At 28.4% G+C, this 25,498-nt stretch carries 36 protein-coding genes; 20 read left to right on the top strand and 16 right to left on the bottom strand.

What is annotated here, in order from left to right:
• The 3 genes from N4A40_09975 to hcp form a co-directional block, all read right to left on the bottom strand.
• Window positions 1–425, bottom strand: a 425-nt coding sequence (locus tag N4A40_09975) for an ammonia-forming cytochrome c nitrite reductase subunit c552 (protein ID MCT4662176.1), incomplete at its 3' end; no start/stop codon positions are given.
• 101 nt (window positions 426–526) lie between these two features.
• Entirely contained in the window at window positions 527–1,111 is a 585-nt protein-coding gene (nrfH, locus tag N4A40_09970; GenBank protein MCT4662175.1) for a cytochrome c nitrite reductase small subunit, read from the bottom strand.
• 188 nt (window positions 1,112–1,299) lie between these two features.
• On the bottom strand, window positions 1,300–2,931 hold the full coding sequence (gene hcp / locus N4A40_09965; protein ID MCT4662174.1) for a hydroxylamine reductase: 1,632 nt from the start codon (window positions 2,929–2,931) through the stop codon (window positions 1,300–1,302).
• A gap of 193 nt (window positions 2,932–3,124) precedes the next feature.
• On the opposite strand from hcp, the gene N4A40_09960 reads away from it, so the two are divergent.
• From N4A40_09960 to N4A40_09950, 3 genes are all read left to right on the top strand, one after another.
• Window positions 3,125–4,570: a site-specific integrase gene (locus N4A40_09960; protein ID MCT4662173.1), complete on the top strand. Its 1,446-nt coding sequence runs from the start codon at window positions 3,125–3,127 to the stop codon at window positions 4,568–4,570.
• Window positions 4,571–4,821: 251 nt separating this feature from the next.
• Window positions 4,822–5,706 (top strand): hypothetical protein, encoded by an 885-nt coding sequence (locus tag N4A40_09955; protein MCT4662172.1) that lies wholly within the window; start codon window positions 4,822–4,824, stop codon window positions 5,704–5,706.
• Window positions 5,707–5,793: 87 nt separating this feature from the next.
• Window positions 5,794–6,051, top strand: coding sequence for a hypothetical protein (locus N4A40_09950; protein ID MCT4662171.1), 258 nt, complete (start codon window positions 5,794–5,796; stop codon window positions 6,049–6,051).
• Between the two features lie 35 nt (window positions 6,052–6,086).
• On the opposite strand, the gene N4A40_09945 is transcribed toward N4A40_09950, so the two are convergent.
• The 7 genes from N4A40_09945 to N4A40_09915 form a co-directional block, all read right to left on the bottom strand.
• Window positions 6,087–6,257 (bottom strand): hypothetical protein, encoded by a 171-nt coding sequence (locus N4A40_09945; GenBank protein MCT4662170.1) that lies wholly within the window; start codon window positions 6,255–6,257, stop codon window positions 6,087–6,089.
• A 52-nt stretch (window positions 6,258–6,309) separates the two neighbouring features.
• Complete coding sequence (locus N4A40_09940) at window positions 6,310–6,783, bottom strand: D-Ala-D-Ala carboxypeptidase family metallohydrolase (protein ID MCT4662169.1); 474 nt, start codon at window positions 6,781–6,783, stop codon at window positions 6,310–6,312.
• A 23-nt stretch (window positions 6,784–6,806) separates the two neighbouring features.
• Window positions 6,807–7,286, bottom strand: coding sequence for a hypothetical protein (locus N4A40_09935; protein MCT4662168.1), 480 nt, complete (start codon window positions 7,284–7,286; stop codon window positions 6,807–6,809).
• 3 nt (window positions 7,287–7,289) lie between these two features.
• The gene (locus N4A40_09930; GenBank protein ID MCT4662167.1) at window positions 7,290–7,601 is read right to left on the bottom strand and encodes a hypothetical protein; all 312 of its coding nucleotides are present in this window, start codon (window positions 7,599–7,601) and stop codon (window positions 7,290–7,292) included.
• 40 nt (window positions 7,602–7,641) lie between these two features.
• Window positions 7,642–7,830: a hypothetical protein gene (locus N4A40_09925; GenBank protein ID MCT4662166.1), complete on the bottom strand. Its 189-nt coding sequence runs from the start codon at window positions 7,828–7,830 to the stop codon at window positions 7,642–7,644.
• 343 nt (window positions 7,831–8,173) lie between these two features.
• On the bottom strand, window positions 8,174–8,440 hold the full coding sequence (locus tag N4A40_09920; GenBank protein ID MCT4662165.1) for a GIY-YIG nuclease family protein: 267 nt from the start codon (window positions 8,438–8,440) through the stop codon (window positions 8,174–8,176).
• Window positions 8,441–8,679: 239 nt separating this feature from the next.
• Window positions 8,680–8,904 carry a hypothetical protein gene (locus tag N4A40_09915; protein ID MCT4662164.1) on the bottom strand — a complete coding sequence of 75 codons (225 nt, stop codon included), beginning with the start codon at window positions 8,902–8,904 and terminating at the stop codon, window positions 8,680–8,682.
• Window positions 8,905–9,100: 196 nt separating this feature from the next.
• On the opposite strand from N4A40_09915, the gene N4A40_09910 reads away from it, so the two are divergent.
• Both N4A40_09910 and N4A40_09905 read left to right on the top strand, forming a co-directional pair.
• A complete protein-coding gene (locus tag N4A40_09910) occupies window positions 9,101–9,331 on the top strand; it encodes a hypothetical protein (protein ID MCT4662163.1) in 231 nt (76 codons plus the stop codon).
• A gap of 1 nt (window position 9,332) precedes the next feature.
• On the top strand, window positions 9,333–9,872 hold the full coding sequence (locus N4A40_09905) for a GIY-YIG nuclease family protein (GenBank protein ID MCT4662162.1): 540 nt from the start codon (window positions 9,333–9,335) through the stop codon (window positions 9,870–9,872).
• A gap of 125 nt (window positions 9,873–9,997) precedes the next feature.
• Here N4A40_09905 and N4A40_09900 read toward each other — a convergent pair whose 3' ends face one another.
• From N4A40_09900 to N4A40_09890, 3 genes are all read right to left on the bottom strand, one after another.
• Window positions 9,998–11,359, bottom strand: a complete 1,362-nt coding sequence (locus N4A40_09900; protein MCT4662161.1) for a hypothetical protein — start codon at window positions 11,357–11,359, stop codon at window positions 9,998–10,000.
• 786 nt (window positions 11,360–12,145) lie between these two features.
• Window positions 12,146–12,769, bottom strand: coding sequence for a hypothetical protein (locus tag N4A40_09895; protein ID MCT4662160.1), 624 nt, complete (start codon window positions 12,767–12,769; stop codon window positions 12,146–12,148).
• 6 nt (window positions 12,770–12,775) lie between these two features.
• Complete coding sequence (locus N4A40_09890) at window positions 12,776–12,931, bottom strand: hypothetical protein (protein ID MCT4662159.1); 156 nt, start codon at window positions 12,929–12,931, stop codon at window positions 12,776–12,778.
• 174 nt (window positions 12,932–13,105) lie between these two features.
• On the opposite strand from N4A40_09890, the gene N4A40_09885 reads away from it, so the two are divergent.
• Together N4A40_09885 and N4A40_09880 are read left to right on the top strand one after the other, a co-directional pair.
• Window positions 13,106–13,606 (top strand): hypothetical protein, encoded by a 501-nt coding sequence (locus tag N4A40_09885; GenBank protein MCT4662158.1) that lies wholly within the window; start codon window positions 13,106–13,108, stop codon window positions 13,604–13,606.
• Window positions 13,607–13,876: 270 nt separating this feature from the next.
• Window positions 13,877–14,059 carry a hypothetical protein gene (locus tag N4A40_09880; GenBank protein MCT4662157.1) on the top strand — a complete coding sequence of 61 codons (183 nt, stop codon included), beginning with the start codon at window positions 13,877–13,879 and terminating at the stop codon, window positions 14,057–14,059.
• A 27-nt stretch (window positions 14,060–14,086) separates the two neighbouring features.
• On the opposite strand, the gene N4A40_09875 is transcribed toward N4A40_09880, so the two are convergent.
• From N4A40_09875 to N4A40_09865, 3 genes are all read right to left on the bottom strand, one after another.
• Window positions 14,087–14,668 carry a tyrosine-type recombinase/integrase gene (locus tag N4A40_09875; GenBank protein MCT4662156.1) on the bottom strand — a complete coding sequence of 194 codons (582 nt, stop codon included), beginning with the start codon at window positions 14,666–14,668 and terminating at the stop codon, window positions 14,087–14,089.
• A 465-nt stretch (window positions 14,669–15,133) separates the two neighbouring features.
• On the bottom strand, window positions 15,134–15,403 hold the full coding sequence (locus tag N4A40_09870; protein ID MCT4662155.1) for a hypothetical protein: 270 nt from the start codon (window positions 15,401–15,403) through the stop codon (window positions 15,134–15,136).
• Window positions 15,404–15,651: 248 nt separating this feature from the next.
• Window positions 15,652–16,110, bottom strand: coding sequence for a hypothetical protein (locus N4A40_09865; protein ID MCT4662154.1), 459 nt, complete (start codon window positions 16,108–16,110; stop codon window positions 15,652–15,654).
• Between the two features lie 309 nt (window positions 16,111–16,419).
• On the opposite strand from N4A40_09865, the gene N4A40_09860 reads away from it, so the two are divergent.
• The 13 genes from N4A40_09860 to N4A40_09800 all read left to right on the top strand — a co-directional run bounded on the left by N4A40_09860 (window position 16,420) and on the right by N4A40_09800 (window position 25,353).
• Window positions 16,420–16,884 carry a hypothetical protein gene (locus N4A40_09860; protein MCT4662153.1) on the top strand — a complete coding sequence of 155 codons (465 nt, stop codon included), beginning with the start codon at window positions 16,420–16,422 and terminating at the stop codon, window positions 16,882–16,884.
• Between the two features lie 279 nt (window positions 16,885–17,163).
• Window positions 17,164–17,367, top strand: a complete 204-nt coding sequence (locus N4A40_09855) for a hypothetical protein (GenBank protein MCT4662152.1) — start codon at window positions 17,164–17,166, stop codon at window positions 17,365–17,367.
• 3 nt (window positions 17,368–17,370) lie between these two features.
• Window positions 17,371–17,523, top strand: a complete 153-nt coding sequence (locus N4A40_09850; GenBank protein ID MCT4662151.1) for a hypothetical protein — start codon at window positions 17,371–17,373, stop codon at window positions 17,521–17,523.
• The gene (locus N4A40_09845; protein MCT4662150.1) at window positions 17,524–17,901 is read left to right on the top strand and encodes an HNH endonuclease; all 378 of its coding nucleotides are present in this window, start codon (window positions 17,524–17,526) and stop codon (window positions 17,899–17,901) included. It abuts the gene before it with no gap.
• A 147-nt stretch (window positions 17,902–18,048) separates the two neighbouring features.
• Complete coding sequence (locus N4A40_09840) at window positions 18,049–18,402, top strand: hypothetical protein (GenBank protein ID MCT4662149.1); 354 nt, start codon at window positions 18,049–18,051, stop codon at window positions 18,400–18,402.
• Window positions 18,399–20,138: a terminase large subunit gene (locus N4A40_09835; GenBank protein ID MCT4662148.1), complete on the top strand. Its 1,740-nt coding sequence runs from the start codon at window positions 18,399–18,401 to the stop codon at window positions 20,136–20,138. The genes N4A40_09840 and N4A40_09835 overlap by 4 nt, the downstream gene beginning before the upstream one ends.
• A 16-nt stretch (window positions 20,139–20,154) precedes the next feature.
• A complete protein-coding gene (locus N4A40_09830) occupies window positions 20,155–21,402 on the top strand; it encodes a phage portal protein (GenBank protein MCT4662147.1) in 1,248 nt (415 codons plus the stop codon).
• Window positions 21,399–23,120, top strand: a complete 1,722-nt coding sequence (locus N4A40_09825; protein ID MCT4662146.1) for an HK97 family phage prohead protease — start codon at window positions 21,399–21,401, stop codon at window positions 23,118–23,120. Before N4A40_09830 ends, N4A40_09825 begins: the two co-directional genes overlap by 4 nt.
• 78 nt (window positions 23,121–23,198) lie before the next feature.
• Entirely contained in the window at window positions 23,199–23,717 is a 519-nt protein-coding gene (locus tag N4A40_09820; GenBank protein MCT4662145.1) for a hypothetical protein, read from the top strand.
• A gap of 27 nt (window positions 23,718–23,744) precedes the next feature.
• Window positions 23,745–24,029 (top strand): hypothetical protein, encoded by a 285-nt coding sequence (locus N4A40_09815; protein MCT4662144.1) that lies wholly within the window; start codon window positions 23,745–23,747, stop codon window positions 24,027–24,029.
• 3 nt (window positions 24,030–24,032) lie between these two features.
• Window positions 24,033–24,506 carry a hypothetical protein gene (locus N4A40_09810; GenBank protein MCT4662143.1) on the top strand — a complete coding sequence of 158 codons (474 nt, stop codon included), beginning with the start codon at window positions 24,033–24,035 and terminating at the stop codon, window positions 24,504–24,506.
• Window positions 24,506–24,868, top strand: a complete 363-nt coding sequence (locus tag N4A40_09805; GenBank protein MCT4662142.1) for a hypothetical protein — start codon at window positions 24,506–24,508, stop codon at window positions 24,866–24,868. The genes N4A40_09810 and N4A40_09805 overlap by 1 nt, the downstream gene beginning before the upstream one ends.
• 20 nt (window positions 24,869–24,888) lie before the next feature.
• On the top strand, window positions 24,889–25,353 hold the full coding sequence (locus tag N4A40_09800) for a phage tail protein (GenBank protein ID MCT4662141.1): 465 nt from the start codon (window positions 24,889–24,891) through the stop codon (window positions 25,351–25,353).
• The last annotated feature ends 145 nt before the right edge of the window (window positions 25,354–25,498 follow it).

The following is a 25,498-nucleotide window of genomic DNA, read 5'->3' as shown; positions in this document are numbered from 1 at the left end:
CTATGTTTTTCTTCGGTTGGTCCTCCGGTTCTTAAAGATTTCTGGAGATCTTCAATGGCATACATATGGCCACGACCCTGGTTGTAATCTTTAGCAAATCCGTATCCGGCCCAAAGAACAACCAATCGGGGATCGACCTCTAACATATCAATCATTGCCGAACCGTTGTATTTGCTGGCAAAAGTTGTGTCTTTGGTTCTCATGTACGACTGATACTCTTTCGGGAAGTTCTGACCCCAAACTTCGTTGCGAGGCTCTGTTGGTGAATGTTTCACTTTAGGTGTGTAGGCAAAAACTGCCTCGGCGCGGCGCTCCATTACGGAAGAAGCCAATAGTCCTAATAAAAAGACGACAACTACGGTTACTAAAAAGATTCCCCAACCTAGTATGGGCTTTTCCTTTATTTGTTCGCGAATAGGTTTCATATAAATTGATTTTTTTCATGGATATAAAACAGTCGGCTTATTGTGTATCCATCTTTAAAGAGATTACTGCGAGTGCTGTTTTATATTTCTTTTGATTTAGTTTACTCTTTATTTAAGTCTTTTAACCAGTCGGGTAGAGGACTTTCTGGCACAGGCACCCGGGCATGAGGAACACTTGATAAGCTGTTGACTCTTCCGTGAGGTGTTTCCCGATGACATTCCCAGCAGAATCGATCTCCGATGTTCTGATGAACATCTGGTTTATGCGCCAGAAGTTTATCATCGGTGATCAACTGCTCATGGCATCTTACACAGTTTTGCTGCACCACTTGTTGTCCCTCTTCCTTAATGAAAATAACCTGAGGTTCTGCCCGCATGGTAAATACCGAGGCATGTCGCAAGCCATCTTTCGCCTTAAAATAATAGGTGTTAAGCACATTGTCGTGCGGAACGTGACAATCGTTGCAAGTGGCCACTTCGCGGTGCGCACTATGGCTCCAGGTTGCGTATTGCGGTGCCATAATGTGGCAGTTTACGCAAGTTTTAGGATCATCCGATAAGTAGGAATGAGCTCTGGAGACATAAAAAACATAAAAGCCTAAGCCAACAAAAACACCGGCAAGCAGCAAAACGGGTACTTTCCAGTGCTCAGGAGGTTTGAGGAAATCAATGAATTTTTTTGTCATAAACTTTGATTTAGATTAGCGATTAAAAAGATAATTGCTTTTAGATTTTTTAACAAATATTTAAGCATTTAAATACTTATTAATATTTAGTCTAAATAACTGATAGGTAGAATATTATTGAACACAAAAGCCTGCACCTATAAAGGTGCAGGTTTTCCCAATTAATTATTACCAATTTATACCTCACATTAGTTAATCCACTTCTCAATGTCTTCCTCCACTGTACTAATGCTTCCGATACCAAAGGTTTCAACTAATATTTTTGCCACATTTGGTGATAAGAAAGCTGGTAATGTAGGCCCAAGGTTGATATTCTTCACCCCAAGGTGCAATAAAGCAAGCAATACAATTACAGCTTTTTGTTCATACCAGGCAATGTTATAAACGATAGGTAAGCTATTGATATCATCCAGTCCAAATACTTCCTTTAGCTTAAGAGCTGTAACAGCTAAACTGTATGAGTCGTTACACTGACCAGCATCCAACACTCTTGGAATACCACCGATATCACCCAATGGTAATTTGTTGTAGCGATACTTAGCACATCCTGCAGTTAGAATAACAGTATCCTGAGGTAGTTCGTTAGCAAAGTCAGTGTAGTAGTTACGATCTTTCATACGACCGTCGCATCCTGCCATCACTACAAATTTCTTAATGGCTCCACCTTTAACAGCCTCAACAACTTTATCAGCTAATTGAAGAACCTGGTTGTGGGCAAATCCACCAACAATTTCGCCAGTTTCAATCTCGGTTGGAGCAGCACATTTTTTAGCGTGTTCAATTACCGCAGAGAAATCTTTTGCCTGACCATTCACTCTGTCCGGAATGTGCACGCATCCGTCGAAACCAGAAGCACCTGTTGTGTAAACGCGATCTTTGTAAGATGCTTTAGGTGGAACAATACAGTTGGTAGTAAATAATATTGGTCCATTGAACGTTTCAAACTCAGTTGTTTGTTGCCACCAGGCACTTCCGTAGTTACCTACAAAGTTTTCGTATTTCTTGAATTTTGGATAGTAATGAGCCGGTAACATTTCGCTGTGTGTGTAAACATCAACACCTGTGCCTTGAGTTTGCTCCAATAGCTCTTCTAAATCTTTAAGGTCGTGGCCACTGATTAGGATACCAGGGTTGGTGCCAACACCAATGTTAACTGACGTAATCTCAGGATTACCAAAAGATTCAGTATTTGCTTTGTCAAGTAAGGCCATTACATCCACACCAAACTTACCGCATTCCAATACTAATCCAACCAACTCGTCAGCTGAAATTTCTTCGGATAAAGTAGCAACTAATGCCTTTTTAGCAAACTTGTAAATCTCTTCATTTTCATAACCCAGGTTCCAGGCATGCTCACCATAAGCAGCCATTCCTTTAAGACCATAGGTTAAAAGTTCTTTTAGTGAACGGATGTCTTCATTCTCGATTGATAGAATACCGATTAATAAAGCTTTCGATTCCATCTCATTTTCGTCTGCAGCACGGAAGGTTGCACTGTCATGAAGATTTGCCGGAACATCGATTTGTGCCTTAATTTCATCCTGAATAGCATATCCTTCTTTGATTTTAGCTGCAATTTTGTTGCGATCGAAGTTAGCGTTGGTAATGGTAATAAACATCGAATCGATGATGTATTTATTCGCTTTTGCTCCATCAAGTCCTTTTTCATCAGCTATCTGACTTAGAACAGCTACACCTTTAGATGTGTATAGCAAAAGATCCTGAAGATTAGCTACATCAGAAGTTTTTCCACAAACTCCTTTGATTTCGCAGCCAGTTCCTTTCGCTGCTTCCTGACATTGGTAACAAAACATACTCATAATGTAAAGATTTAATTAATAGAGATTTAACTATTATTGGTTATTTAATTATTCCTATTATATTCTCAATTTGCTTCTCAATTTGCTTCGCAATTATTATCTTTGATACAAATGTAAGGAAGGGTAGAAGGGAAAGCTGTAACAAATGTTACAAAATTGGAAATAAACCATATTTAAGCACAAAATTACCAAAATGGCAACAATCAAAGCTACTATAGATTCAAGACGTTCTATAAAGAAAAACGGGTTTCAAATCATTATCAGAATACAACACGACCGAAAAAAGAAAGAAGATATACCAACTGGTGAATATTTACCAAAACTTGAATATTTCGATAAGAAAACAGGAAAGGTAAAAAAGCGCAAAGGATTAGAGTATGAAAGAATCAATGAATTAATTTTTGAAAAAATAGTTTTCTACAAAAAACGCTTTAAATCTAATCCAACAGCAGTTAGTCTAAAATCAAAGGAAGATGTTTTAGCAGAGTTTGAAAGACTATTAACCAAATTAGAAGCAGAAGGAAAGTATAATTCTAAAAGAATTATTTTATACGCTTATAAATATCTCAAAGAATTTTTAAATGAAAAAACTACTCTTTTAGTTGATGAAATTGATGATGTCTTTTTAGATGATTATAAAGTTTTCTTACTTGGTAAAAATCTTAAATCAGGAACAATTAAGAGCTATGTAGAGAAGCTTAGAATGATTCACAATTTAATTGTAGATAGATTACAAATTATCAAACACAACCCATTCAAAAATTTCAAGGTTGATAAAGAAGAAAACAAACATGAACTAACAGAACAATTTTTAAAAGATTTCATCAACTATATACCTTCATCAAAAGAGAGAATCTTATATAAAAATATGTTTCTGTCTATGTTTTTTCTCCAAGGAACAAGGGTTTCAGATATTTTGACAATAAGATATAATAATCTACTTATTGAAGGATTAAACAATGAACCTAAAATAGATAAGTTTAGCAAAGAAAGTGAGAAAATAGCCTATTATTTTAGTTTAGGCAAAAAAACAGATTATTCTAAGGTTAATTTCAGCTTAGAATTTAAAGCATTTAAAACAGGTCACACACATATTATACCACTATCAAATAAGGCTATTTTACAGCTTCGTTTTTTTCTTGATACAGATTTACAGTTAAGATATTTGAACGCTTTTGACCATCCTCTATATGATAAAGAATTAAGAATATTTCTATCAGAAAGAATAAAAGTATCTTATTTAAAAAGTGAAGAAGATGAAGTCCTAATATTGAAAGAATTAATCATTGAGCAACACAAAAGAAACCCTAATAAACCCATATTTCACAATTTTAATATAGATGGATTGAAAGGAAATGATTTAAAAAAATTCATCCAATCCAAAACTTCTTATATTAATAAATCTTTAACGTCAAATGAAAAAGACGAATACTATAAAACAAGATTGAAAACTCATATTTCTTGCCATTGTGCCAGACACCTTTTTGCTATATGTTTCTATTCACACAAAAAAGATATATATGGATTATCTAAACTTCTTTTTCATAAAAAGGTTCAAACGACCGAGAACTATTTAAAACGTTTAAATGTTCGAATCCATTCTAAAAATGATGCTCTTGATTTCTATGATAATTTTTAGCTCTTTAAAGAGCCAGATTTTAACCAAAAGCGGATTTCTAATATAGTTATCCGCTTTTTTATTTGCCTTTAAAATTCAGCCTCTTTTTAAATAATATGAACGGGCGCGCATACCTAAGAATAAAAATTTCAATTTCCAATGTGATAACACTTTATTTTTAAAATTCAATTTTTTTCAAATCTCTTTTTGGTTTTTTGGTTTAAAGTTTCTTATGCTTGTAAATATCAAAAACAACTTAAAAAATAACAGATATGAAAATTGTAAAAGAGACAACAACAAACAACACTAACTTATTTCACTCTCAAGAAGCTGAAACATTCAAACAATCTATTCAAGCATCATTTGAAAATGAATTTGATAATATCTTAGATAAAATTTTCTTTGATTTAGCTGAACAAAAGGTAAGAGCTACGGCCAATCTTCAAACTTCAATTATGGAAATATTTGAAGATATACAGGATAAGAAAGAAGAAGTTAAAGATGATTTCTTTAATAAATTTTTCATATCTCTTTTTGATACTAAATTGAGATTTTGTAAAAGACCAGAATATATTAAAAATCAGATTAAAAAATATTTGCTAAAAAGTGTAAATCTTACATACACAACAAAAGTATTAAATAAGTTTTTAAATGATTTGGAAGGTTTCTTAGAGACAAATAAAATCAATTCACTTATTCAAAAAGAATTTCACCGTAGAAATGAAATTGAATTAGCCCAAAAAAGAGAATTAAAAGATGAAGAAATATTAGAAATGGATATGATTATTGAAGAAAAATGTGGAGAAATTAAAACATCTAATCAAAAAAATAAAACTATAACAACAGCCGAATATATAAACGAAGAAGGTAAGAGAGTAGTTATAGCAAAAACCGAAATGTTAAAGACAGGAAATGTTAATTATAAAATGACAATATCAAACAAACGGTTCGAAACAACATCTTGGAATAAAACCAAAGTATTCTTAAATGGATTATTTGAAAATGTTAAAGGTTTCTTCTCTAATATTAAGCCAAAATCATTAACTGACGAACAATTAAACCGTTATTCAAAAAATATTAATATGCCACTTTTCAAAGATGAAAACACAGAAAAAAGTTTATTAAAGGTTTATACTGGTGATAAATTAGCAGCATAATTAGCAACACATAATAAAAAGATGAAAATAAATGGCGCTCAATATTTTCATCTTTTTTTATTCATTAACAATTTAAAAATATAACAAATGGAAATAAAATTTAATTACATAGAAGAAGTAACAGGAGTTAATGTATATAGATACAAAGCTCAGTTTGATGAAAACCTACTAATGAAAAATATTAATAAAAAGACTAATTCAAACTATACTTATGAGGAATTTTTAAAAACAGATAATTCACATCAAGAAATATTTGATACTTTAAATGAAATGAATGTAGAAATGGATAACTATTTTATGGATGATGATATTGTTGTTATGACAACATATGTAGAAGCCGTTTAAAACAAAAGGAGAACTTTAATTAGTTCTCCTTTTGTTTATCTATTTTTTAAAAAATCTATTTGCCTTTCATACTCACTATTTTCTTTCTCCAAGAAATCAATATATGCTTTTAAATCTTCAATGTTTTCCATTTCATCTATGATATTTCTAAGGCGTTCATTTTCCTTGTTCAAATCTTCTATTTCGCGTTCATAATAATCAGCCATAATATATAGTGTTATTTTTAATTATATATTAATGTTGAAATATCACATTTTTCTAAATGCTTAAAGCGTATTCTTTATTAACCCTTTCATAGACTGTTTTACCTTTTACGCGTTTCATAATTAATAAATCTTTTCTTTGCTTATCCTTATCCCTATCAAATGAAATATGAAGCCACTTAAAACTACCATCTTCTTTTAAGTCCTCAATAATCAACTGATCATAGTTCAAATTCAAACAAATACTTAAAAGCTTCTTCATATCATTACAAACCAAATCAAAAGCTTGTCCTTTACAATGCTGACTACTTACAGCACCACCAATTAATTTATTTAATTTCTTGCCTCTGAAACCAGAACTAATATGAATAACAGAGCCATATTTTACACGCATTGGAAACCAGATATTTTCTACTAAGGCATTTACATTTTCTATTAATTCATCAGGGATTGAGTTGTCTAATTCATTTCTTACAGCGGTTTGGCTAAACTCAATTTCTTCTTTACTTATCTTAAACCATTTATTCAATTTTCATATTACATTCTTTTTATCTATTCATCAATCAATTCCTCAATTAATTCTAATTCAGCCATAGCAATGTTTTCAGGTAAATTATCAAACTTGATTTTATATAATTCTAATTCACAATCAGAATCTAATAACTCATTCTGTTTTTCTTCATATTCCTTCAATTGCTTATCTACTTCTGGATATTTATCATTTAATTCTGAAATTCTGCTTTCTAATTCATCTTTGGTTTTTCCATTCTTAAAAATAAGATTTCCAACTTCATCTTTAATGGGTTTATTATTTTGGTCATATTCTATATGACTATCTAATATTTCTTTTCTTTCTTCGTCGTATTTATCAGTTCCTTCAACCTTTTCATAATTCAATGCCTCTTGGATTGTTTCTAATTCTGCTTTAATCTTTTTCTTATTTCTTAATAAACACCAACTGAATTTTACATCTTTGATATTGCTTAATACTTCAATACCTGCTTGTATTTTTAATAAATCTCTATTTTTCATATGTTATTTTGTTTTTTTATTTTTATCTTCTATATCTTCTATTACTATTCCAGAGCCTTGTAATATAATGGGTTCATCAGTTTTGTAATCTACAAACACATATGTATTATCATCTGAGAAATTAATATCTCCAGCAGTTATGTATTCTGTTGTTCTTCCGTTTATAGTGTGATATACTATACGTGTGTCGCCGTTTCTCAGAGGTTTAATTTTATTGAAATAGACAATAGATACACACACCATCATTAAAGCAATTAGTGTTCCTGGTAAACCAAGGAATATCTCACCTTCAATATAGGCTGATCTATAACTCAATATTATTACTGCTATACATGCGATTATAAATGTTATCATTTTATCTATAATTTATATTTTTTGGTCTAAATGTTTTTAAATCATCATCATTAGTATTTTCAACATCCAGAGGATTTTGAATAATGATATCTTTGATTTTATATAATTCTTCATCATATTCAGATAGTGAAATTATATTCCTATCTACTAATGATTTTAATATTTCGCTTTTAAAATATATCTCTTTCATTGTTGTTAATTGTTATTTTTAAATTTTTAAATATTGCTTCTTAGAGAGCCAGAAAAGCAATTAACACTTTCATATTCTAATCTCTCTCTTAAATAACGGTTTATTGAAATATTTTTTCAGTTTGGAAATAATTTTACTGAAATTTTCAATGTTGTTAAAACTTATCTTTAAACCAGATAATCAATCTATTAAAGATTTTCAGTTTTTTAAAATCTGGTTTCTTATATTTGAATAGAACAATCAAAACCTTTATTTATAATTGTTTTCTTCGTTCCTATCGCTATTTTTATTAATGCCTATCATTGGCTTTTAAAGGTGGTGTTTAAGCTTGTTGATTTCTTAATTACAAATCTCCACCTCTTTTAACATTTAAGACATTAAAGTCTTTATATTGTCTGAATAAAAATATCATTGCTTTTTCAAGTTCGCACACCTCACGCTCATCAATATAATCAGTTAATTTAAAAATCCTTTTTAATGCCTTTCCTTCATTAATTACTTTCCTTATTGGACTTCTATTTTTTGAACCCTTAGATAGATGGCTTGATATCCTCTCTTTTATGTCATGTGTAATTCCTAAATAAATTGTATTTTCTTCCATTAGGAACATATATAAACATCTATTCATATTTCATTATTATTTTTTTAAAAAAGAACCCCTTTTAAGAGGTTCTTACAAAAACAAAAAAGTATTCTAACATCTAAGAAGGCCACAAAAAAAAAATAAATAAATATTACGGATAAACTAAAAAGACCTTCTATAGATGTTTTTACATTTTTATATATTAAATCTAAAAGCTCAAAATGGCTACTATTGAATTTTTTTTAATAATTAATTTTCTTTGTTGTTTATTCTTCTATTATAATTTCAAATCTTTTCAAAATATCACTACCATCATTAATTAATCTCTTTAATCTTTTTCTCTGAATAATTCTATCTACTTCTTCACGCAAATAAAAAGAGAAGTTTAAGACACTATCAACACCATAAATTAAAGCTAAATTATAACCTGCTTGTATTTCATCTTTTGAAAAATCATTTCTTTCAAATCCAATTTTTTCTAATACTCTCACACAGTATTTTACTAAAATTCTTTGGTTAGTTGTCATTCCATTTAAAGTTTTCATTTTATTAATAATTTCTTTTAATTATATATAAAATTTGAAAACTACTTTTTCTTCTACCATACACTCTTTCAACTTAATAGTGTTGATATTTCACGTTTTTATAGTTTTTGAATAAAATATATAAAAGAAAAAATATAACACTATGGATAAAATAAATAGACCCTTAAAAGCTTATCCAAAATTAGAGCCTGAAAAAGAAGTTGATGTTTTTACTATAATTGACGCTACTGGGGAATTAACACACGTTGATATTCCCGTTAATGACCTAAAAAGCATGACACTTGGAGACTACTTATTAAAACAACGCGAATTAATTAATAGTGATGATGATTTACTTGATATAGATGATGCGTATGAAAAAATAATAGGATAGAATGAAGAAGAATAAAATGAGTGATGTGTTAAAACATCTTGTGAAAAATAAAAAACATAAACCTAAAAAACCCAGGAATTATTGGACACTCGAAAAGTGCTTAGAAGAAGCTGAAAAATATAAAAATATAACTGAATTTAATAAGCACTGCAGAGGTGGTAGAATGTATTTAAAAAGAAATAACTTAGATAGTGAATTAGAAGCCTTTTATGGTGGAAAGTATAATAGAGACTTAAATAATGATCAGTGTGTTTATTTGATATTCTTTAATAAACCTCATAGGGCTGTGTATATCGGTAGAAGTTCAAGTTTCACACGTAGGTATAACGAACATACCAGTGATAAACATTCATCCGTTTTTCAATTTATGAATAAATACAACCTTAAACGCTCATATTTTAAACTACAATTGACAGAGTATATAAATATTAGGAAAGCTTCTTTTATTGAAAAAATCCTTATTAAATATATGGCTATATTCGGTTTTGATGTTATTAATAGAATTGATGGCTATGTAGTGGAACAAAAAAAGGAGAACTAATTAAAGTTCTCCTTTTCTTTTCGTTCTAAATTTTATACAAATTACCCTTTTCACCACTTGGGTTTTTAATTATAGTATGAAAGAGGAAAAAAGTTTATTCATATATTATTTTTCTTTTTTTATTTTTAATCTACATTTAAGTAGTATTTTATTTCTAATTTATCTAAAACACTTTCAACTATTTTACGTCCTTTAATAACATCTTTTTTAGCAAAATAAACAGCATCGTGTAAAGGATAGAAGAAAACGTTTTGATTTAAACATTCTTCCCAGATTTTATTCATAGCTGAACTTTCAGCACGTTGTAATAATAGAACTGCGTTTTTATATTTTTTATATTTTTTCAAATCTTTTATATTAAGTCCTTTGATATATCTATTTTTCCAACCGTCAATAATTGCTCCACCTTCTGGAAAACTCTCTTTTAATTCGTCCGTATTTTGGCCATAGGCAGCTTTACACCAACCAGAACCCTTTGCTACTTGTCTTCCTTCTTTTGGATCATCTGTAATAGATTTTAAAATATCACTGTTTTCATATAGATTTTCATAGAATAAACCACTTTCAACAGCTTTAATAAAATCTATATCTTTTCTTCCTGTTTGCTTATAAATTAAGCAGGCACAGAAAAAGGGCTGTGAGTTTTTAATATCAATTGAAATCATATCTTTAATAAGATATTTTCTTAGTTCTGATGGAATATTAGTAAGAATATAATGAAAACGATGCCCAAATTTATCTAAATCATTATTGAAGAAATCTAAACGTTCTTCTTCATTTGATTTATTCCATTTTTGGATATATAACCAAGTTGTTTCTAAATGATCTTTTAAGTATTTTTCAGGCTCTACAAATGGTTTATTGTTAGATATACATTTTAATTTATAACCGTTGTATTTCCTATTTATAACCTTACTAAAACATCTTTTATCTAATGTTTTTGAGAAACTATAATTTTTAACTATATCATATGTGTATTTAATAATAACAGGAAGGTTATTATATGTTTTATTAAAAATGGTTTTGAGCGTTTTATCTAACTTTGGATCGTTTATTTTTACTTGCTTCTTAAATCCAGTCAATAATTTAGGGAGTAATTTAAAGCTATTCACCTTAGAATTATATTTATTAGTGTATCTTTTACCATTTTTTGTAAATTGATATTCGAATAATTTTAAATCATTAATAAGAATGTCAAGTATTTTCTTATATTTCTTTTCTCCTAATATTTGGCGTGTGTCTTTTAAATAAACAAAATCAGGCGTATAGTAATATGTTTCTCCTTCTATTACAAATGTAAATAAGTCCTCATATGAATATTCATATTCAGTTTCTTTAATTTCATTGAATAGTAGTTTTAAATGTAGTGCTTTATCTATAAGCTTTGTTAGGAAGGTTTTAATTCGATTAATATCTTTCTTATCGAATGTATCTTTTAGTTCTTTTTCAAAGGTAAAAGAATAAACTTTATTTTCTTTCTTGTCCATTTCATCTTTTTTTGTTTGTGTGTGTGTTAGTTATTTATCTTTTTGTTTGTGTGATTTTAAAAAGAAAACAACAGGTAGCTACTCCTGTTGTTATATCTTATCACACAAAACAAGTTATGATGAAATAACTTTATAGTATATATTAAAAATTAATATCAAAAGTTTATTTTTTTAATAAAAAATTTTATAATATTTCATTTTTTTATACTAAAAACATAAGAAAAAAAATTCAAAAAAAAGCCAGACATTAACTGCCTGACTTTATATTCATTTATTAATTTTCTGATAATATCTAACATTCGTTAGTTTGGGACAACAAGATATAAAGGTTTCCACTGGCTGTAATATTTTACATGCTCATACAGCCTATCCACATGTTCTCAGAAATCATTTTTTTAAATATCCTTTATATTATATATAAAAAATTAAATTCAAAAATTTTCAAAAATATTTACATATCAGTATTTTTAATTACATTTTTTAAAAAACCTCTGTATGTAATTGAAGGATAGTTTAATACAAAAAAAATACGAAAAAATGAATTTTTTAAAAATGATATTTTGAATTGTTTATAACACCACATTCCCTTATTTTTTTAGCCTAAAAAATCTCACAATGAGAAGAAGAAAGAAAGAATATATAAGAAAGAATATAGAAGAAAGAATATAGAATATAGAAGAAGAAGAAATAATAATTTAGGTTTTTTTTGGAGTATTCTATTCTTTCTGGGTTATACAATTGGTTAGGGTTTCAGGCTATCTTTATAGAATAAAAAAACCCAGAATATTAATCCTGAGTTTTTATTATTTCTTTTTCAAATATTTTTCTTAATTCCAAATGATTACTATACTTAAATATTTGTTTATCATTATCATCATATTCTAAAAAGTATTCATTTGAAAAAACAACATCTATTTTGTAATATGTGATTGTATTATTATCAGTATGCTTTAAAGTCATATTTTTAAAGTCTTTTTTCTTTATTTTACTATCAGTATCAAATTTGATACAAGCAGTTTCATAATCAATTTTATCATGATACTCTTTATAATCCATATAACAAAAACAATCTCTAAAATGTCTATATTCAGCACTAGAAATACTAAATTGTTTCATATCATTTACCTGTGTTCCATTTTCATCTATTATAATAGCATTATTAAAAGGTTCGGCATCTAAATGAATAGATGCTTTAAATTTTGCTTTTTTCTCTACTTCTGTCTTTGCTTTTTTCTCTACTTCTGTCTTTGCTTCTGTCTTTGCTTCTTTCTTTGCTTCTTTCTTTGTTTCTTTCTTTGCTTCTTTCTTTGCTTCTTTCTCTGCTCTTTCTTCTGCTCCAAATACTTTTTCAGCCCATTCTTTTCTGAATTGCTGAACTTCTTTTAAGTGTTTCTTTATATTATTGAACATTGTTATTTATTGTATTTTTTCTTCTAATCCATCAATACTCCTTCGGAGATCCATACCGTGGATAACTAATTCAGTTATTTCATCCATATTATTAATAAGAATATCTTTAATTATTCCTTCATTTAGTCCTTTTTCTACTAGCTCATTTATTAAGTCTTTCATATCAGTTTTATTTATTTTTATATTTTAATTAATTCCAAAAAAGATGTTTATTAAATATTTCTAATTTTCTTTTCGGAAATGATACTTTCATTATTATATATTAAAATTTTTATTCCCTTCTATACACTTTTTCACTTTCATATATTTATATATATAAGAAATAAAAGATAAGAAATGATTGAAGATTTAAGAAAAGCTATAAATGGTGAAATTCGTTTAGATTTAAAAACTCTAATATTTGGTTTAAGAAGTGGAAATATTTCAGTGATTTATCCACACGATAAAGACAAAGAATATTATATAGAGCGTTTTAAAGAAACTGATTATGAATTTACAAAAGAGAACTTTAAAATATTTTTAAGTGAAGATGGTGAAATATTGACAACGATGTATAGGCAATTAAACACGCTTGAAAACTACAATGAATATTTCGATGATGAAATGAAAGATTTAAATTTTATTCAGAAATTGAATGATTTTGTAAAAGAAACTGGGTATTTACCACCATTATCTTATCCAGAACATATAAATGGAAGAGATTTTATTAAAGATACTTTAGAATATAGAGAAGATTTAGAAAACTTCTTTACTCACGTATATGAAGATGAGAAATACAATTGTGTTATCACTCATAATAGATTATTAAGCGAATATAATAGTGAAGCATATGATTGAAATAGAAACGAACAAACACAGGATTAAAACAAATGTTTTTTTCTTATTAATAATTCTTCTGTGTTGTTGATTTATTACTCCAATAACTTACAGCGAAATCAACAACACAGAAGTATTAGAAAACATCGACAAAAATTTAGATGAAATAGATAACAAATTAGACACCATAATAGTAAATTTGAATAAAGCAGATTTATTAGAATATAAAGACGAATTAAATATGGCTATGAATATAAAAAATAGATTTTGGAGAAAATAAAGAAATAGAAAATGGAAGAAACAGACATTAAAGCATCAACATTCGAAGAAATGAAAAGTTTTGGTATGCCAGAGAAAGAACCAACAGAAGAAGAAAAGAAGAAACATTTGGAAGATAGGAGGGTGTTTTTTGAGAGTTTGAAAGTGATTGAACCTATGGATTTAGAAGAATATAAAGAAATAGAAAACCCTTAGAAATTAAAATCTAAGGGTTTTCTCATTTTAAAAAAGATCCAGTGTTGTTTTATAGTCATCTTCATTTAAGCTTATATAATGCCTTGTTAAAGATGTGTTAGCGTGGTTTAATATTTCGCTTAGTTCTATTAGTGCTTTACTTTTATCTGGTGATAGTTCATAGTATCTACGAGCGTATGATTTCCTTAAAACGTGGGTCGAAACTGATTTGGGGTTAATAGAAAGGTGTTTTTGTGCCATTGCTTTTATTTGGTCTAACATGTATCTATATTTATAACAATCACCTGTTTTTTCATTATAGAAAAGTAAATCATGAAAATCATCTAAATCTATATCTCTAATTAAATCATAGAAGCTTTCACTAAAATAAACCTGTCTCCTTTTATTCGTTTTAATTTCATATAATACTACTTCATTATTTATTAAATCTCTTTTCTCAATATTGAATATATCTGAGCTTCTTAAACCAGAATACATACCTATGGCAATAAATAAGGCTATTCTTTGTTTCTTTTTCTTTTCAAATCTTATTATACATTTCACAAGTTGTTGAAGTTTTGAAAAATCTAAATATGATTTTGTATTATAATTTTTAATTTCTTTTTTCATATCTGTTTTTTTCTTGTATATATTACGCTTAAAATATCTGTTTTTTCTAAAAACAGGCGGTAAATCAATCATAGTTATACCAGTGAGAAGGTGAAACTACCAACCATTCAAAAAACAATTTAAAAAGCGCATAAAATAACATAAGTTGCGCTTTTCTATTTCATCATTTTTAAGATGATTTTACACACGAAATAATAAAACAGGTGTAAATTGTCGCTTCTTTTATTTGAAGTCAAAAAAACACCTAAAATAAACTAACAGGAGTAAAGAGAAGCAAATGATTATTATTGAAGCCGAAAACGCCAACAGTAAAAGAATAAAAAATAATAATTATAAATATTAAAAATATATATATCATGATCTTGGAAGTTTTTTATAAAGGCGTTTATTTCGATAGAAACCATCTACCAGTTTGTGTCTTTTAAATAATGGTTAAACAATTCCATATCTTATAATGTTAAGTTTTTAGTATTTTGTTTTTTTAATGTTTTCTAAATCAAAATCAAATTGGACTGTTGTGTTTAATTTCACTTTAATTTCAAATTCACAATTACAGTTTTCACAATATAATCCAATTGTTTCTTCTCCACTTAAATTTGGATATTCCAGAGGAAATTTGTTAAAATCATAATTTACTTCTTCTCCACAGTTTTTACATTTCATTTTAAAAATGTAAGGGATTGGGAAACGTTTGACTTCATCTGAATAAGGTATTTCTATTCTCTCTGTTTTCATACTTCAAATATACCGCAACTACCCGACCGCAGCGAAGCAAGGTGTTGCGTGTATTTTGTATATGGTTTTATAACCTTCTTTTTTTTCGGGGTTTTACGGTTGGTTAGTAATTCCGGTTGAATTTGGCTTTTAAATAAAGGTTTTATTAACTTATTCTTCCAAATCATATAAATACCTCATTAAACTATTTGGGCACAAAAAAACCCCTTAGAATTAACTAAGAGGCTTTAAAAATATTCCCGATTAAATTATTTTTCTTCTCCTTTTAAAACCATTCTGTAAGTAGAATAACCATATGTAGCTGTTTTCTTATCATCTATTTCAAGTGTAAAGGCAATTGAAACACTTTCATCACTCATTATATCTAAAAACTCTAATATTCCTGCTGCGTTTTTATAACCTGTTAAGTTATTAGAAACTCCTTTATCATCTTTTTTAAACATTACCTTATTAGGGTCATCTAAACAATTCATCATTAAATAAACTGTATTAGATGCTTTTCCTGTTGGTTTAATTAAGATAAATGAAACACATTTAGAGTTAGCATTAATATTATCGTATGGCAGTCTTATATAACCTGCTCTTGGTTGTTTTTTCCCTTCTTCTGGTTTCTTAGAAATATAAATTCTTCCTTCATCAGATTTACCTTTTGCTCTTTTAGAAGTGTCTAATGAGTGGCTTAAAAACTCTTTTAATTGATCATCCATAATTGAAAAATATTAAATGAATATATGTTTTTAATAATTATAGAAACAAAAATATAGATTAATATTTAAAAATACCAGAGGAATGAGAAATAATGTAGAATATTTTTAAAAAACACAATATTCCAGAAAATAAATTTATTCAGAAATATAGTGTTAATATGTGAAAAGAATATTCTACAAAAATATTTAATCTATGAATTTCCCTATGGTAGATGATTTTTGAAAACTCTGAATTTATATATAGTAGTATAAAAACAATTCAGAGAATAAAAATAACAATCATACATGAATAAAAGGAGATTAGAGAAAGTGTTAATAGAAAACAATGAACGGTTTTATGAGCTTATGAAAGCTAATAGCAAAATCAATACGAGAACACAAGAGGATTTAGATATTTATCAGGACTATATATTATATCTTTTAGAAAATGGCATTCCTGATAACATCAAGACAGAAGAAGATGCTGTAAATTGGATAGAATTAAGATTACAAGGTCAGATAAGAAGTAAATTATTACCCTTGGAAAAGAGCATAGAAACATGTGAACTAATTGAGGAATGTAATTATTACGAAGAAGATGATTTAAATGATGTAATTTATGATATTATTAATGAAATGAGTGGTGAAAATAGAGAGACTTTAGAGGCTTGTTTATACTACCCAACAAATAGAGAGAGAGCAGAATTATTTAACATTTCAAGACAGGCATTTGATAAGAGATTTAAAAAAGCAATTATTGAAGCTAAAAAGATTGTGAAAATGAAAAATAATTAAAAAAATATCAATTTTTTTTTGATTTGTCTATAACAATGAATAATCATAATTAATCTAAATAATATCCAATGGTAGGTGTTTTCAGGTTGCATTTTGGGTCATTTTCCTAGTTATATTAATGAAGGGGTATTGTATTTTTTTAAAAAACTATAAAAAATTATTTTCTATGGATAGTTTTATTTAATAAAAATACACTCCTTTTTAAATTTAATCAAACACAATATGAAAATACTAAACAATGCTCTAATACTGAAATTATTAATTTATCCATTATTATTAATGATTAATATAGATGTTTTCGCGGTGTTATTTGTTCCATTGTTATTTATTGATTTGATATTGACAATGTATATTATATTCCACCCATTTATTTATAAGAAATATACAGATTTTATTAATTGGTTTAAGGAAGAAAACAGAAAAGCAAAGGTAAGGAAGAAACAGTTTATAGAGTTTCAAGAGTATCAAAAAAGAATTAGTTAATGAATGGCTAAAAGAGCAAAAGCATATACAGCAACATATACAGGAAAAGGTGGACATACAAGAGAATTAAATAAGGAGTTCAAGACAAAGAAAGAGTTAGAGAAGTATTTAAAGCACTACAATATAACTAACTATAAAATATCACCCATTTATTAAGTGAGAAAGAAAGATACTTATACATTCAAATGGGAGAAGAAAGAAAAGAAGCGTGAATATAAAGAAGGATACACAGAAGTATCACAATCAGGTTTCTATAACAATCAAGCATGGCAGAAGATAAGGAACTACTACATATCCTACAATCCATTATGTGAAAGATGCTTAAAGAAAGGAATACTTAAAGAAGCAGAAGTAGTAGATCATATTATTCCTCTAACATTAGATGATGTTAATGATAACAATCAATCTTTATTATATGGTGATGATAACTTAATGTCATTGTGTAACAAATGTCATGCTATTAAGACTAACAGAGATCAAAAGATAAATCACAAAATAATGAAAGATTTATTCACATTCTCAAATCAAAATTAAAAAGCGGTGGCGGGTATGTTTTAAATTTTAAAAACATACAGAGAGAACCACCCGCCCCTAACCCTTACAGAAAATGTTCAGTTTTAAGTTTTCGGGGGGGCTGGCAACCAAAGAGGAAAATATTTTTTAAAAAAAAGTTTTAGAAAAATGGCAATAACATCTGGAACAATTAAGAAAAAATTAGAAGCGTTAGGTGTTTATGATTTGTCTATGTCAATTGCTATAAATGAATTGGTCGAAGTAGATAAAGAAATTGATAGATATAATGCGATAATAGAAGAAGAGGGTGAAAGTCTTAAAGAGATAACAAGAGAAGGAAATGTAAAAATAGTTAATCATTCCTTAATAGCATCAAGAGAAAAATCACGCAACCTAAAACAGAAACTATTAAATGATTTGTTATTAACACCACAATCATTAAAAAAGAACGGTATAGAATTAACAAAAAGTGATGAAGATATGTTTGAAGATGCTTTAATAAAAAGAGCAGATGATGAATGAAGCCATTAAGACAAATAAAAAAGTCTTGTGATTTTGAAGATGAAGTTATTAAAAGGGCTTTTCAATATGAATATGAAGTTTTAAGTGGAAAGATACCATCATGTAAAGAATTAAAACAAGGAATAGAACGAAGCAAACGGTTAAGAAAGAAATATAGATATAGTGAATTAGCATTAAGGGACGTAGCTATATTATTCTATCATATGTATATTCCTATAAAAGATAGACCAACACAATTTTTACCTGATAAATGGCAGTGTTGGGTTTTATTAAACTTGTTCGCAATATTAACCGATGATGGAAAAAGACTTCATACAGAAGCGTTAATATTAGTGGCAAGGAAATCGGGAAAAACCATGTTTGGCGCGGCTATAATGATAGCTATACTTTTAAAATATGGTGGAATGAGTGGTGAATTATTTGGAGCAGCAACAGTTCAGAAGCAAGCAGAGCAGTTAATGAACTATTGTAAAGTGATAATTAGAAACTCACCATTGATTAAGAAAAGGATTAAACAATATCGTGATGAATTAAGATATGATGATGGAAGTTCTACACATTTCTTAACTCAGTTATCAGAACAACAGGCAGAAAAAGCCGATGGAAAAAACCCATCCGCATGTTTATACGATGAAGCACACGCATTTAAAACAGATGATTTAAAAGAGGTTGTTGTAACGGGTATGGGCGCAAGAGCTAACCCATTATTTTTAACAATATCAACAACAGGTTTTTTAACAATTGGCTACCCATTATTTGAACAAGTAGAATTAGCTAAAAAGGTTTTAAATGAAGAAGTAGAAGATGATTCAACATTTTATGGTATTTATAAAATGGATAGTGAAGAAGAAGCTTTAACATGTGAAATAGAAGAATTAGAAAAGGCTAATCCTGGTTTTGGTTCAGCAGTTTCAAAAGAAAGATTGGAAACTATGCGTAATAAAGCGTTGTTATTACCATCATCCACTAAGCACTTTTTAGTAAAGAATGCTAATATATTTCAAACGAGTGTTGAAGACCCATTTATTTCAATAGAAGATTTTGATAAATGTTGTAAGAAAGAAATTGTTTTAGAAGAACATTATGGTTCTCGTGCTTGGATAGGTTTGGATTTATCAACGTCAGTTGATTTAACAGCAATGACATTATTATTCGAAGATAAAGAAACAAAGGAATTACAAGTTTATCCATTTCATTATTTCCCAAGTAGAAAAGATGAATTTGGAAATGAAAAGAATAAAGTAGTAAGGGCAAATGGTGTAGACTTACAACCAATGATTGATGAAGGATTTATTAAGGTTCATCCAGAGAGAATTAATTATGAATTGATTTATCAAGATATAAAGTTTTTAGTAGAACATTTTGATATTAAATTGATTGGTTATGACCCATTTTCAGCACATGATTTAATAGCTATGTTAAAAGCGGATTTTGATTTAGCACACATCGAGAAAATACCAGTTGCTCAGAATATATCTACATTATCAGCACCTTCTAAATTAATGGAGACATTAACAATAAGTGAAGAAATTAATTATGGTTTTAACCCTGCATTGAAATATTGTAATTCAAATGCGAGAATTAAATTTTCACAAACATCTAATTTAATTCGAGTAATTAAAGATGAACACTTAAACCCAATTGATAGTATTATTTCAACTATTATATCATTGGCGTTATTTATGGAAAGTGAATATTCAACACTTTCTCACCTTCTTGAAAATCAAGAAGAATAAAAACAATTAAAAATGAATGTTATTTTTTGATTTATTAAACGGTTTACCAACATCAAAAGGAACAACATACGGACACACACAAACAGTTCTAAATGGATTAAATGCTAATTATGAAGCTGAAAATATAACTGTGTTATATACATGTGTTAAAATCTTGGCTGATAATTTTGCGAGAATACCAATAGTTGTAAAAGATGGTGATGGGAAAGTTGTAAAAGACCATTGGATAAGTAAATTATTCAACCAAAAACCTAATAATTACACCAACCCACAGACGTTAAAAAGCACATCAGAATGGGAAAGAAATATTTATGGAAATAGTTTTTTCATAATTCACAATGATAGTTTAGAGCGTATTCCGGCCTCAGATGTTATTGATTGGAAGATAGAAAACAATGAACTTTATTATGAAGTCTCTCAATCACAAGACGTAAGAATTAAAGATAAAAGGAATAAAAGATTTTACAACAGTAAAGATATATTACACTTCAAAGGTGTAAGTGGTGATGGAATTATAGGTTTATCACCATTATCAGCAGCACACGGAACTTATCAATTAATGAGTAATGCCAATAGAACTATTAATAATTTCTATAAAAATGGTGCAATGGCAACTATGGCGATTGAAAGAACTCTTCCATCTGGTGCTAAATATGAAAATATTATGGCTGATAAGAAATTATTTAAAGATGAACATACAGGTGTTTCAAACGCAGGTAAAGAGATTAGATTAAGTTTAGGTGAAAAGATAACACCATTAACTGTAAAATTCGCGGATGCTGAATTAATACAAACAATGGAGTTTAGCAGAGATACAATTACATCATTGTATCAAATACCCAATTATATGCTATCATCTAACGATTCAGCACAAAACATTGAACAGCAAACGAGAACTTTTGTAAATAATGCTATGGCTAATTCAACTAATATTTATTCAGATGAATTAGCATTTAAAATGTTAAGTGATATTGAAAAAGAAAATGGATTTACAGTAGAAGGTGATTTAGATGTTCTTATTGATATAACCTTTAATGATAAGATAACAACATTATCATTAGCAGTTTCTAATGGTATTTTAACACCAAATGAAGCAATTAAAATGTTAGGTGGTGAATTAATTAAAGAAGGTTGGGGTGATAAACACTTAACACAAGCTCAATATTTGACTTTAGAAGATGGTGGAAAGTTTAACCCATTATTAAAAGAAGCTCCTGTAGTAAATAAGCAATTACAAGATAAAAAAATAAGTAATGAGAATTGAGTAACTTAAAGTATGTAATTCGTGAAAGTTCGGATAATAAGTATTTAGATTTTTATGCTTCTGTATTTAATCACAAATCAAAACCCATTGTAGAAAATGGTAAAAAGTTTGTAGAAGTAGTTGAACGAAGCGCATTTAATAACACAGATACTTCAAATGTTGTTGCTACTTTATTTCACGATAAGAATAAAATTATTGGAAGAAGTAGAGCAAACACATTAACACTAACAATTGATGAAAAAGGTTTAAAAGCCTCAGTATTATTAGGTGATACTACATTACACCGTGATACAATAGAACAAGTTGAAAGAGGTGATTTAGATGAATGTTCATTTATAGCAACCGTTGATGATTGGGATGAAAAATATGAAGATGGTGTTTTAGTTAGATACATTAAATCTATTAAAACATTAAAAGATGTATCAATAGTAAGTGAAGGAGCTTATTCAGATACAAATATTAAAATAATCACACGTGATTATTCCAAAGGTGTTCCGCAAAGTGGAAACACAGAAAAAAAAGAATCAGAAATATCAATGTCTGAAAATGAAATTGAAGAACTTAAACAAAAGGTTGTAGAACTTGAAAAGGAAATAGAACGAAGTAAAGAAGAAGAACCAGAAAAAGAACCTGAAAAGGAAAAAGAAGCCGAAAAAGAACCCGAAAAGGAGAAAGAAGAAAAACCTAAGAAGGAAGAAAAAGAAGCTAAAAAAGAGCCTAAAAAGGACGAAGAAAAAGAGGTTGAAAGAGAAAAACAACCTGAACCTATAAAGGATAAAACAAATGAAGAAAAAGAAGTTGAAAAAGAGGTTGAACGCTCTTTTCAAGAAGAAAAAAAAGTAATTAATAAAATGAAGAATGAATTAGATTTAGTAAGAGAAGCGATTAACACAGAATCAGCAAAAAACACAATTGATATTTCACGCGCAGCAGGTGACGGTGAAAGCTCAAAATTCACAAAATTAACCCCTGTATCAGTAGCTAAGTTGGATATTGTAGGTAAAGCTCCAATTTGGGCAGAAATGGGTGTTGATTATATGCCAGGTTGTAGCGGAACTGTTACATTACCTTATGAAGATCCAATTATCGCTGAACAATTAGCAGAATTAGCACCTGTAACAAAACAAAACGAAACAGATAATGGAACTGCAGTTTCAGCAAAAAGATACCAAGTTACTAAGGTTTGGACTTTAGAAACACTTGCTAATATGACAAATGAAGGATTAGAAGCACAGATTAATAACCTTCGTCAAGCAATTGATAGAAAAATTACAGCAGATGTATTTAACGCAGTATTCACAGGAGCAAAAACCGTATCAGGAGTTACAGCAGTAGATGAAGCAGGAATTGATTCATTAGTAGAAAAATGTGATATTGATAATGAGTATTCATTTGTAATGTCTCGTTCAATGTTTTATAACAAGAAATCAACTAAAATTGATTCAGGTTCAGGCATTAACCTAATGAAAAAGTCAGGTAAATTTGGTCAAACTTTTGATGGTGATAAAGTGTATTTTTCAACTCTTTCACCTGTAAAAAACAAAGTAGCAGGTGGTGATTTTTCTAAAATCTCAGTATTAGATTTTGAAAAAGAACATGTAATTATTGATAATGTGACTTTATCAGATATAGGACAGGTTAAAATAACAGCCGTTAAATTAGCTAATGTAGCTTTAAGAAACCCTAACGCATTTAGCGTATCAGGTATTATAGCATAATATCCTTCCAAACTCTATATATCAGGATGGAAGCGGTTTAAAACCGCTTCATCCTTCTTTAAAAATCAATTAATACAAATGATAAAAAAATCAATTAACACATATTCTGTAACCGTTGATGAATTAAAAGAACAATTAAAAATTGAATTAGAATATAAAGAAGCTGATAATACATTAAAGGATTATTTGATAAAAGCCACACATCATATTACAAATTTGATTGGTTCGGATATAGAATTAACAACAAATAAGTGTATGTCAAAGGATATAGATAATTTAAGAGGTATATTTTATACTTCTCCATTTGTATCAATAACATCTTTAAAAATTGATGGAAAAAGCATTAATGTAACTGATTTATCAATTATTGAATACTATTCACATTTTATTATTGAAGACATACAAGCTTCTAAATCAATAGAAATTGAATTTATTACAGGATATGAAACAATTCCACCTGAATTAAAACAAGCTATTCTAATTTACGCATCAGATTTACACGACACTTTAATAAATGAAACAACCATAGGTGTAAGTGTTTCGACTACTAATGCTGTAAATAATTTAACAGCATCACATAAAAGAAAATATTGGTAAATGAGAAGTGGATTATTAAAAGATAAAATGATATGGAAAATACACACACAAATTAATAACAAGGGTGATGTTTCATATACATATGAAACCAAGGAAATAATGGTTTATATTTCTAAAAGTTCAGGTAAAATGACATTAAATAATAATGAATTGTTTGTGTCAAATAACATCAATTTTAAATGTAGAAATCATTATAAATTCTCCAATTCAGATTTATTTGAATATAACAAAGATGAATATGTTATAAATAGTGTTTTTCCAAGTAATGATAGGTTGTGGTTAGATGTATCTATATCAAAAAAGAATAATTAATGAATGCCTTTTGAAGCAAATATTACTGTAAATCAAACAGATTTACTAAAAAAATGTAAAGCGTTAGTTGATTTTACTAATAAAGAATTATTAAGAATTTATAATTCAGCATTATCAAAAGCTTCTACGCAAACAGTTATAAAAGAAGCAAGAAAAGATTTAAAAAAATTCCTCTCTTTCTCAGAAGATAGCACAGGTGAAACAGCAAAAAGTTTAGGTGTAAAATCAGCCAGAAAGAAACCATTGGTTTTAATGGGTTCGAGAACTGGTAGATATAACGGACAGTTAATTCATATTCTTGATGGTGGAACAGATGATAGAACAACAAAAGATGGAAATTACACAGGGCGAATTATAGGTTTAGATTTTTATGCTAAAGCTTTACAAGCTAAATCAACAGATTTACAAGATAAGTTTGTGGAATTTTTAAGGGCAAATTACGTAAAAAACGTAGTTAAAAAAGTAAGTAATAATTAATGGAAAGATTAAATGAATTTATCTATGATGCTCTTTCTAATAATTCTGAAATAAAAAAAATAGTCAATGACAAAATATTTGTTGTTGATGTTCCAGAAGATACAATTAATCCAGTTATACAATTTGGTAGAATAATAGAATCTAATCATAACAAATCTAATAGACAAGATAAAGCAACATTAGTAATGAATATCTATACAGATGATTATTATTCTGGTTGTGATTTAGTAAAGATTATAACAGATACATTAGATAGAAAAGAAGATAAGGATAATAATATAAATGGAATTTATAGGGATTCTGTTAGAGAAATAAAGAATGAATACGCACACATTCAAACAATCACTTTTGAAGTGGTATAAAAAAAGAATATTAATATAAAATGGCATTAACAAATGTAACAGATACAATTGATGGTTTAAATTTCTTAGTAAAAGTAGATGGCAAAAACATAGGTCTTCAAACAGATGGTTCATTAAACGTTGAAAGGGAATCAAAAGATACAAAATACAAAACAGCAGATAGAAGTTCTGCTATTTGGACAAAGAAATTAGCAGGTTTATTAAGTTGGAATATTTCACAATCTGCTTATACATTAGTAGCAAAAGGTGATACTGAAACTGCTTCTATTCGTGATTTATTTGCTAAAATGACTTCTGAAAGTGATTATGAAGTTGATGTAGTTATGGAATATGCTAATACAGCTGATAAATTAACATTTACAGGTAAAGCACTTATTACAAACTTAACATTGAATTTAACAGGTGTTGGTGAAGAATCAACATTTAGTTGTTCACTTGAAGGAACAGGAGCATTAGTAGAAGCAGAAGCAGAAGTTAAAGAATAAAATAGAAGAGGCTGTCTCAAATGAGATGGCCTTTTTTATACGTGTACATTTTAATATATTTATAAGATATGTTATATTAGTACATGAGCAGAAAGATCAACAAAACCAATTTTAAAGCATACAATCAGGATCAGGCGATGCTCTT

Source organism: Tissierellales bacterium (assembly GCA_025210965.1).
In the GTDB taxonomy this organism is placed as follows: domain Bacteria; phylum Bacillota; class Clostridia; order Tissierellales; family JAOAQY01; genus JAOAQY01.
Note: the sequence above shows the minus strand (reverse complement) of the source record. Positions and strands in the feature narration are given on the sequence as shown.

Coding starts and splice junctions, on each gene's coding strand:
- nrfH (MCT4662175.1), bottom strand. CDS start 1,111: ATGACAAAAAAATTCATTGATTTCCTCAAACCTCCTGAGCACTGGAAA.
- hcp (MCT4662174.1), bottom strand. CDS start 2,931: ATGAGTATGTTTTGTTACCAATGTCAGGAAGCAGCGAAAGGAACTGGC.
- N4A40_09960 (MCT4662173.1), top strand. CDS start 3,125: ATGGCAACAATCAAAGCTACTATAGATTCAAGACGTTCTATAAAGAAA.
- N4A40_09955 (MCT4662172.1), top strand. CDS start 4,822: ATGAAAATTGTAAAAGAGACAACAACAAACAACACTAACTTATTTCAC.
- N4A40_09950 (MCT4662171.1), top strand. CDS start 5,794: ATGGAAATAAAATTTAATTACATAGAAGAAGTAACAGGAGTTAATGTA.
- N4A40_09945 (MCT4662170.1), bottom strand. CDS start 6,257: ATGGCTGATTATTATGAACGCGAAATAGAAGATTTGAACAAGGAAAAT.
- N4A40_09935 (MCT4662168.1), bottom strand. CDS start 7,286: ATGAAAAATAGAGATTTATTAAAAATACAAGCAGGTATTGAAGTATTA.
- N4A40_09925 (MCT4662166.1), bottom strand. CDS start 7,830: ATGAAAGAGATATATTTTAAAAGCGAAATATTAAAATCATTAGTAGAT.
- N4A40_09920 (MCT4662165.1), bottom strand. CDS start 8,440: ATGTTCCTAATGGAAGAAAATACAATTTATTTAGGAATTACACATGAC.
- N4A40_09910 (MCT4662163.1), top strand. CDS start 9,101: ATGGATAAAATAAATAGACCCTTAAAAGCTTATCCAAAATTAGAGCCT.
- N4A40_09905 (MCT4662162.1), top strand. CDS start 9,333: ATGAAGAAGAATAAAATGAGTGATGTGTTAAAACATCTTGTGAAAAAT.
- N4A40_09900 (MCT4662161.1), bottom strand. CDS start 11,359: ATGGACAAGAAAGAAAATAAAGTTTATTCTTTTACCTTTGAAAAAGAA.
- N4A40_09895 (MCT4662160.1), bottom strand. CDS start 12,769: ATGTTCAATAATATAAAGAAACACTTAAAAGAAGTTCAGCAATTCAGA.
- N4A40_09890 (MCT4662159.1), bottom strand. CDS start 12,931: ATGAAAGACTTAATAAATGAGCTAGTAGAAAAAGGACTAAATGAAGGA.
- N4A40_09885 (MCT4662158.1), top strand. CDS start 13,106: ATGATTGAAGATTTAAGAAAAGCTATAAATGGTGAAATTCGTTTAGAT.
- N4A40_09880 (MCT4662157.1), top strand. CDS start 13,877: ATGGAAGAAACAGACATTAAAGCATCAACATTCGAAGAAATGAAAAGT.
- N4A40_09875 (MCT4662156.1), bottom strand. CDS start 14,668: ATGAAAAAAGAAATTAAAAATTATAATACAAAATCATATTTAGATTTT.
- N4A40_09870 (MCT4662155.1), bottom strand. CDS start 15,403: ATGAAAACAGAGAGAATAGAAATACCTTATTCAGATGAAGTCAAACGT.
- N4A40_09865 (MCT4662154.1), bottom strand. CDS start 16,110: ATGGATGATCAATTAAAAGAGTTTTTAAGCCACTCATTAGACACTTCT.
- N4A40_09855 (MCT4662152.1), top strand. CDS start 17,164: ATGATTAATATAGATGTTTTCGCGGTGTTATTTGTTCCATTGTTATTT.
- N4A40_09850 (MCT4662151.1), top strand. CDS start 17,371: ATGGCTAAAAGAGCAAAAGCATATACAGCAACATATACAGGAAAAGGT.
- N4A40_09840 (MCT4662149.1), top strand. CDS start 18,049: ATGGCAATAACATCTGGAACAATTAAGAAAAAATTAGAAGCGTTAGGT.
- N4A40_09835 (MCT4662148.1), top strand. CDS start 18,399: ATGAAGCCATTAAGACAAATAAAAAAGTCTTGTGATTTTGAAGATGAA.
- N4A40_09830 (MCT4662147.1), top strand. CDS start 20,155: ATGTTATTTTTTGATTTATTAAACGGTTTACCAACATCAAAAGGAACA.
- N4A40_09820 (MCT4662145.1), top strand. CDS start 23,199: ATGATAAAAAAATCAATTAACACATATTCTGTAACCGTTGATGAATTA.
- N4A40_09815 (MCT4662144.1), top strand. CDS start 23,745: ATGATATGGAAAATACACACACAAATTAATAACAAGGGTGATGTTTCA.
- N4A40_09810 (MCT4662143.1), top strand. CDS start 24,033: ATGCCTTTTGAAGCAAATATTACTGTAAATCAAACAGATTTACTAAAA.
- N4A40_09805 (MCT4662142.1), top strand. CDS start 24,506: ATGGAAAGATTAAATGAATTTATCTATGATGCTCTTTCTAATAATTCT.
- N4A40_09800 (MCT4662141.1), top strand. CDS start 24,889: ATGGCATTAACAAATGTAACAGATACAATTGATGGTTTAAATTTCTTA.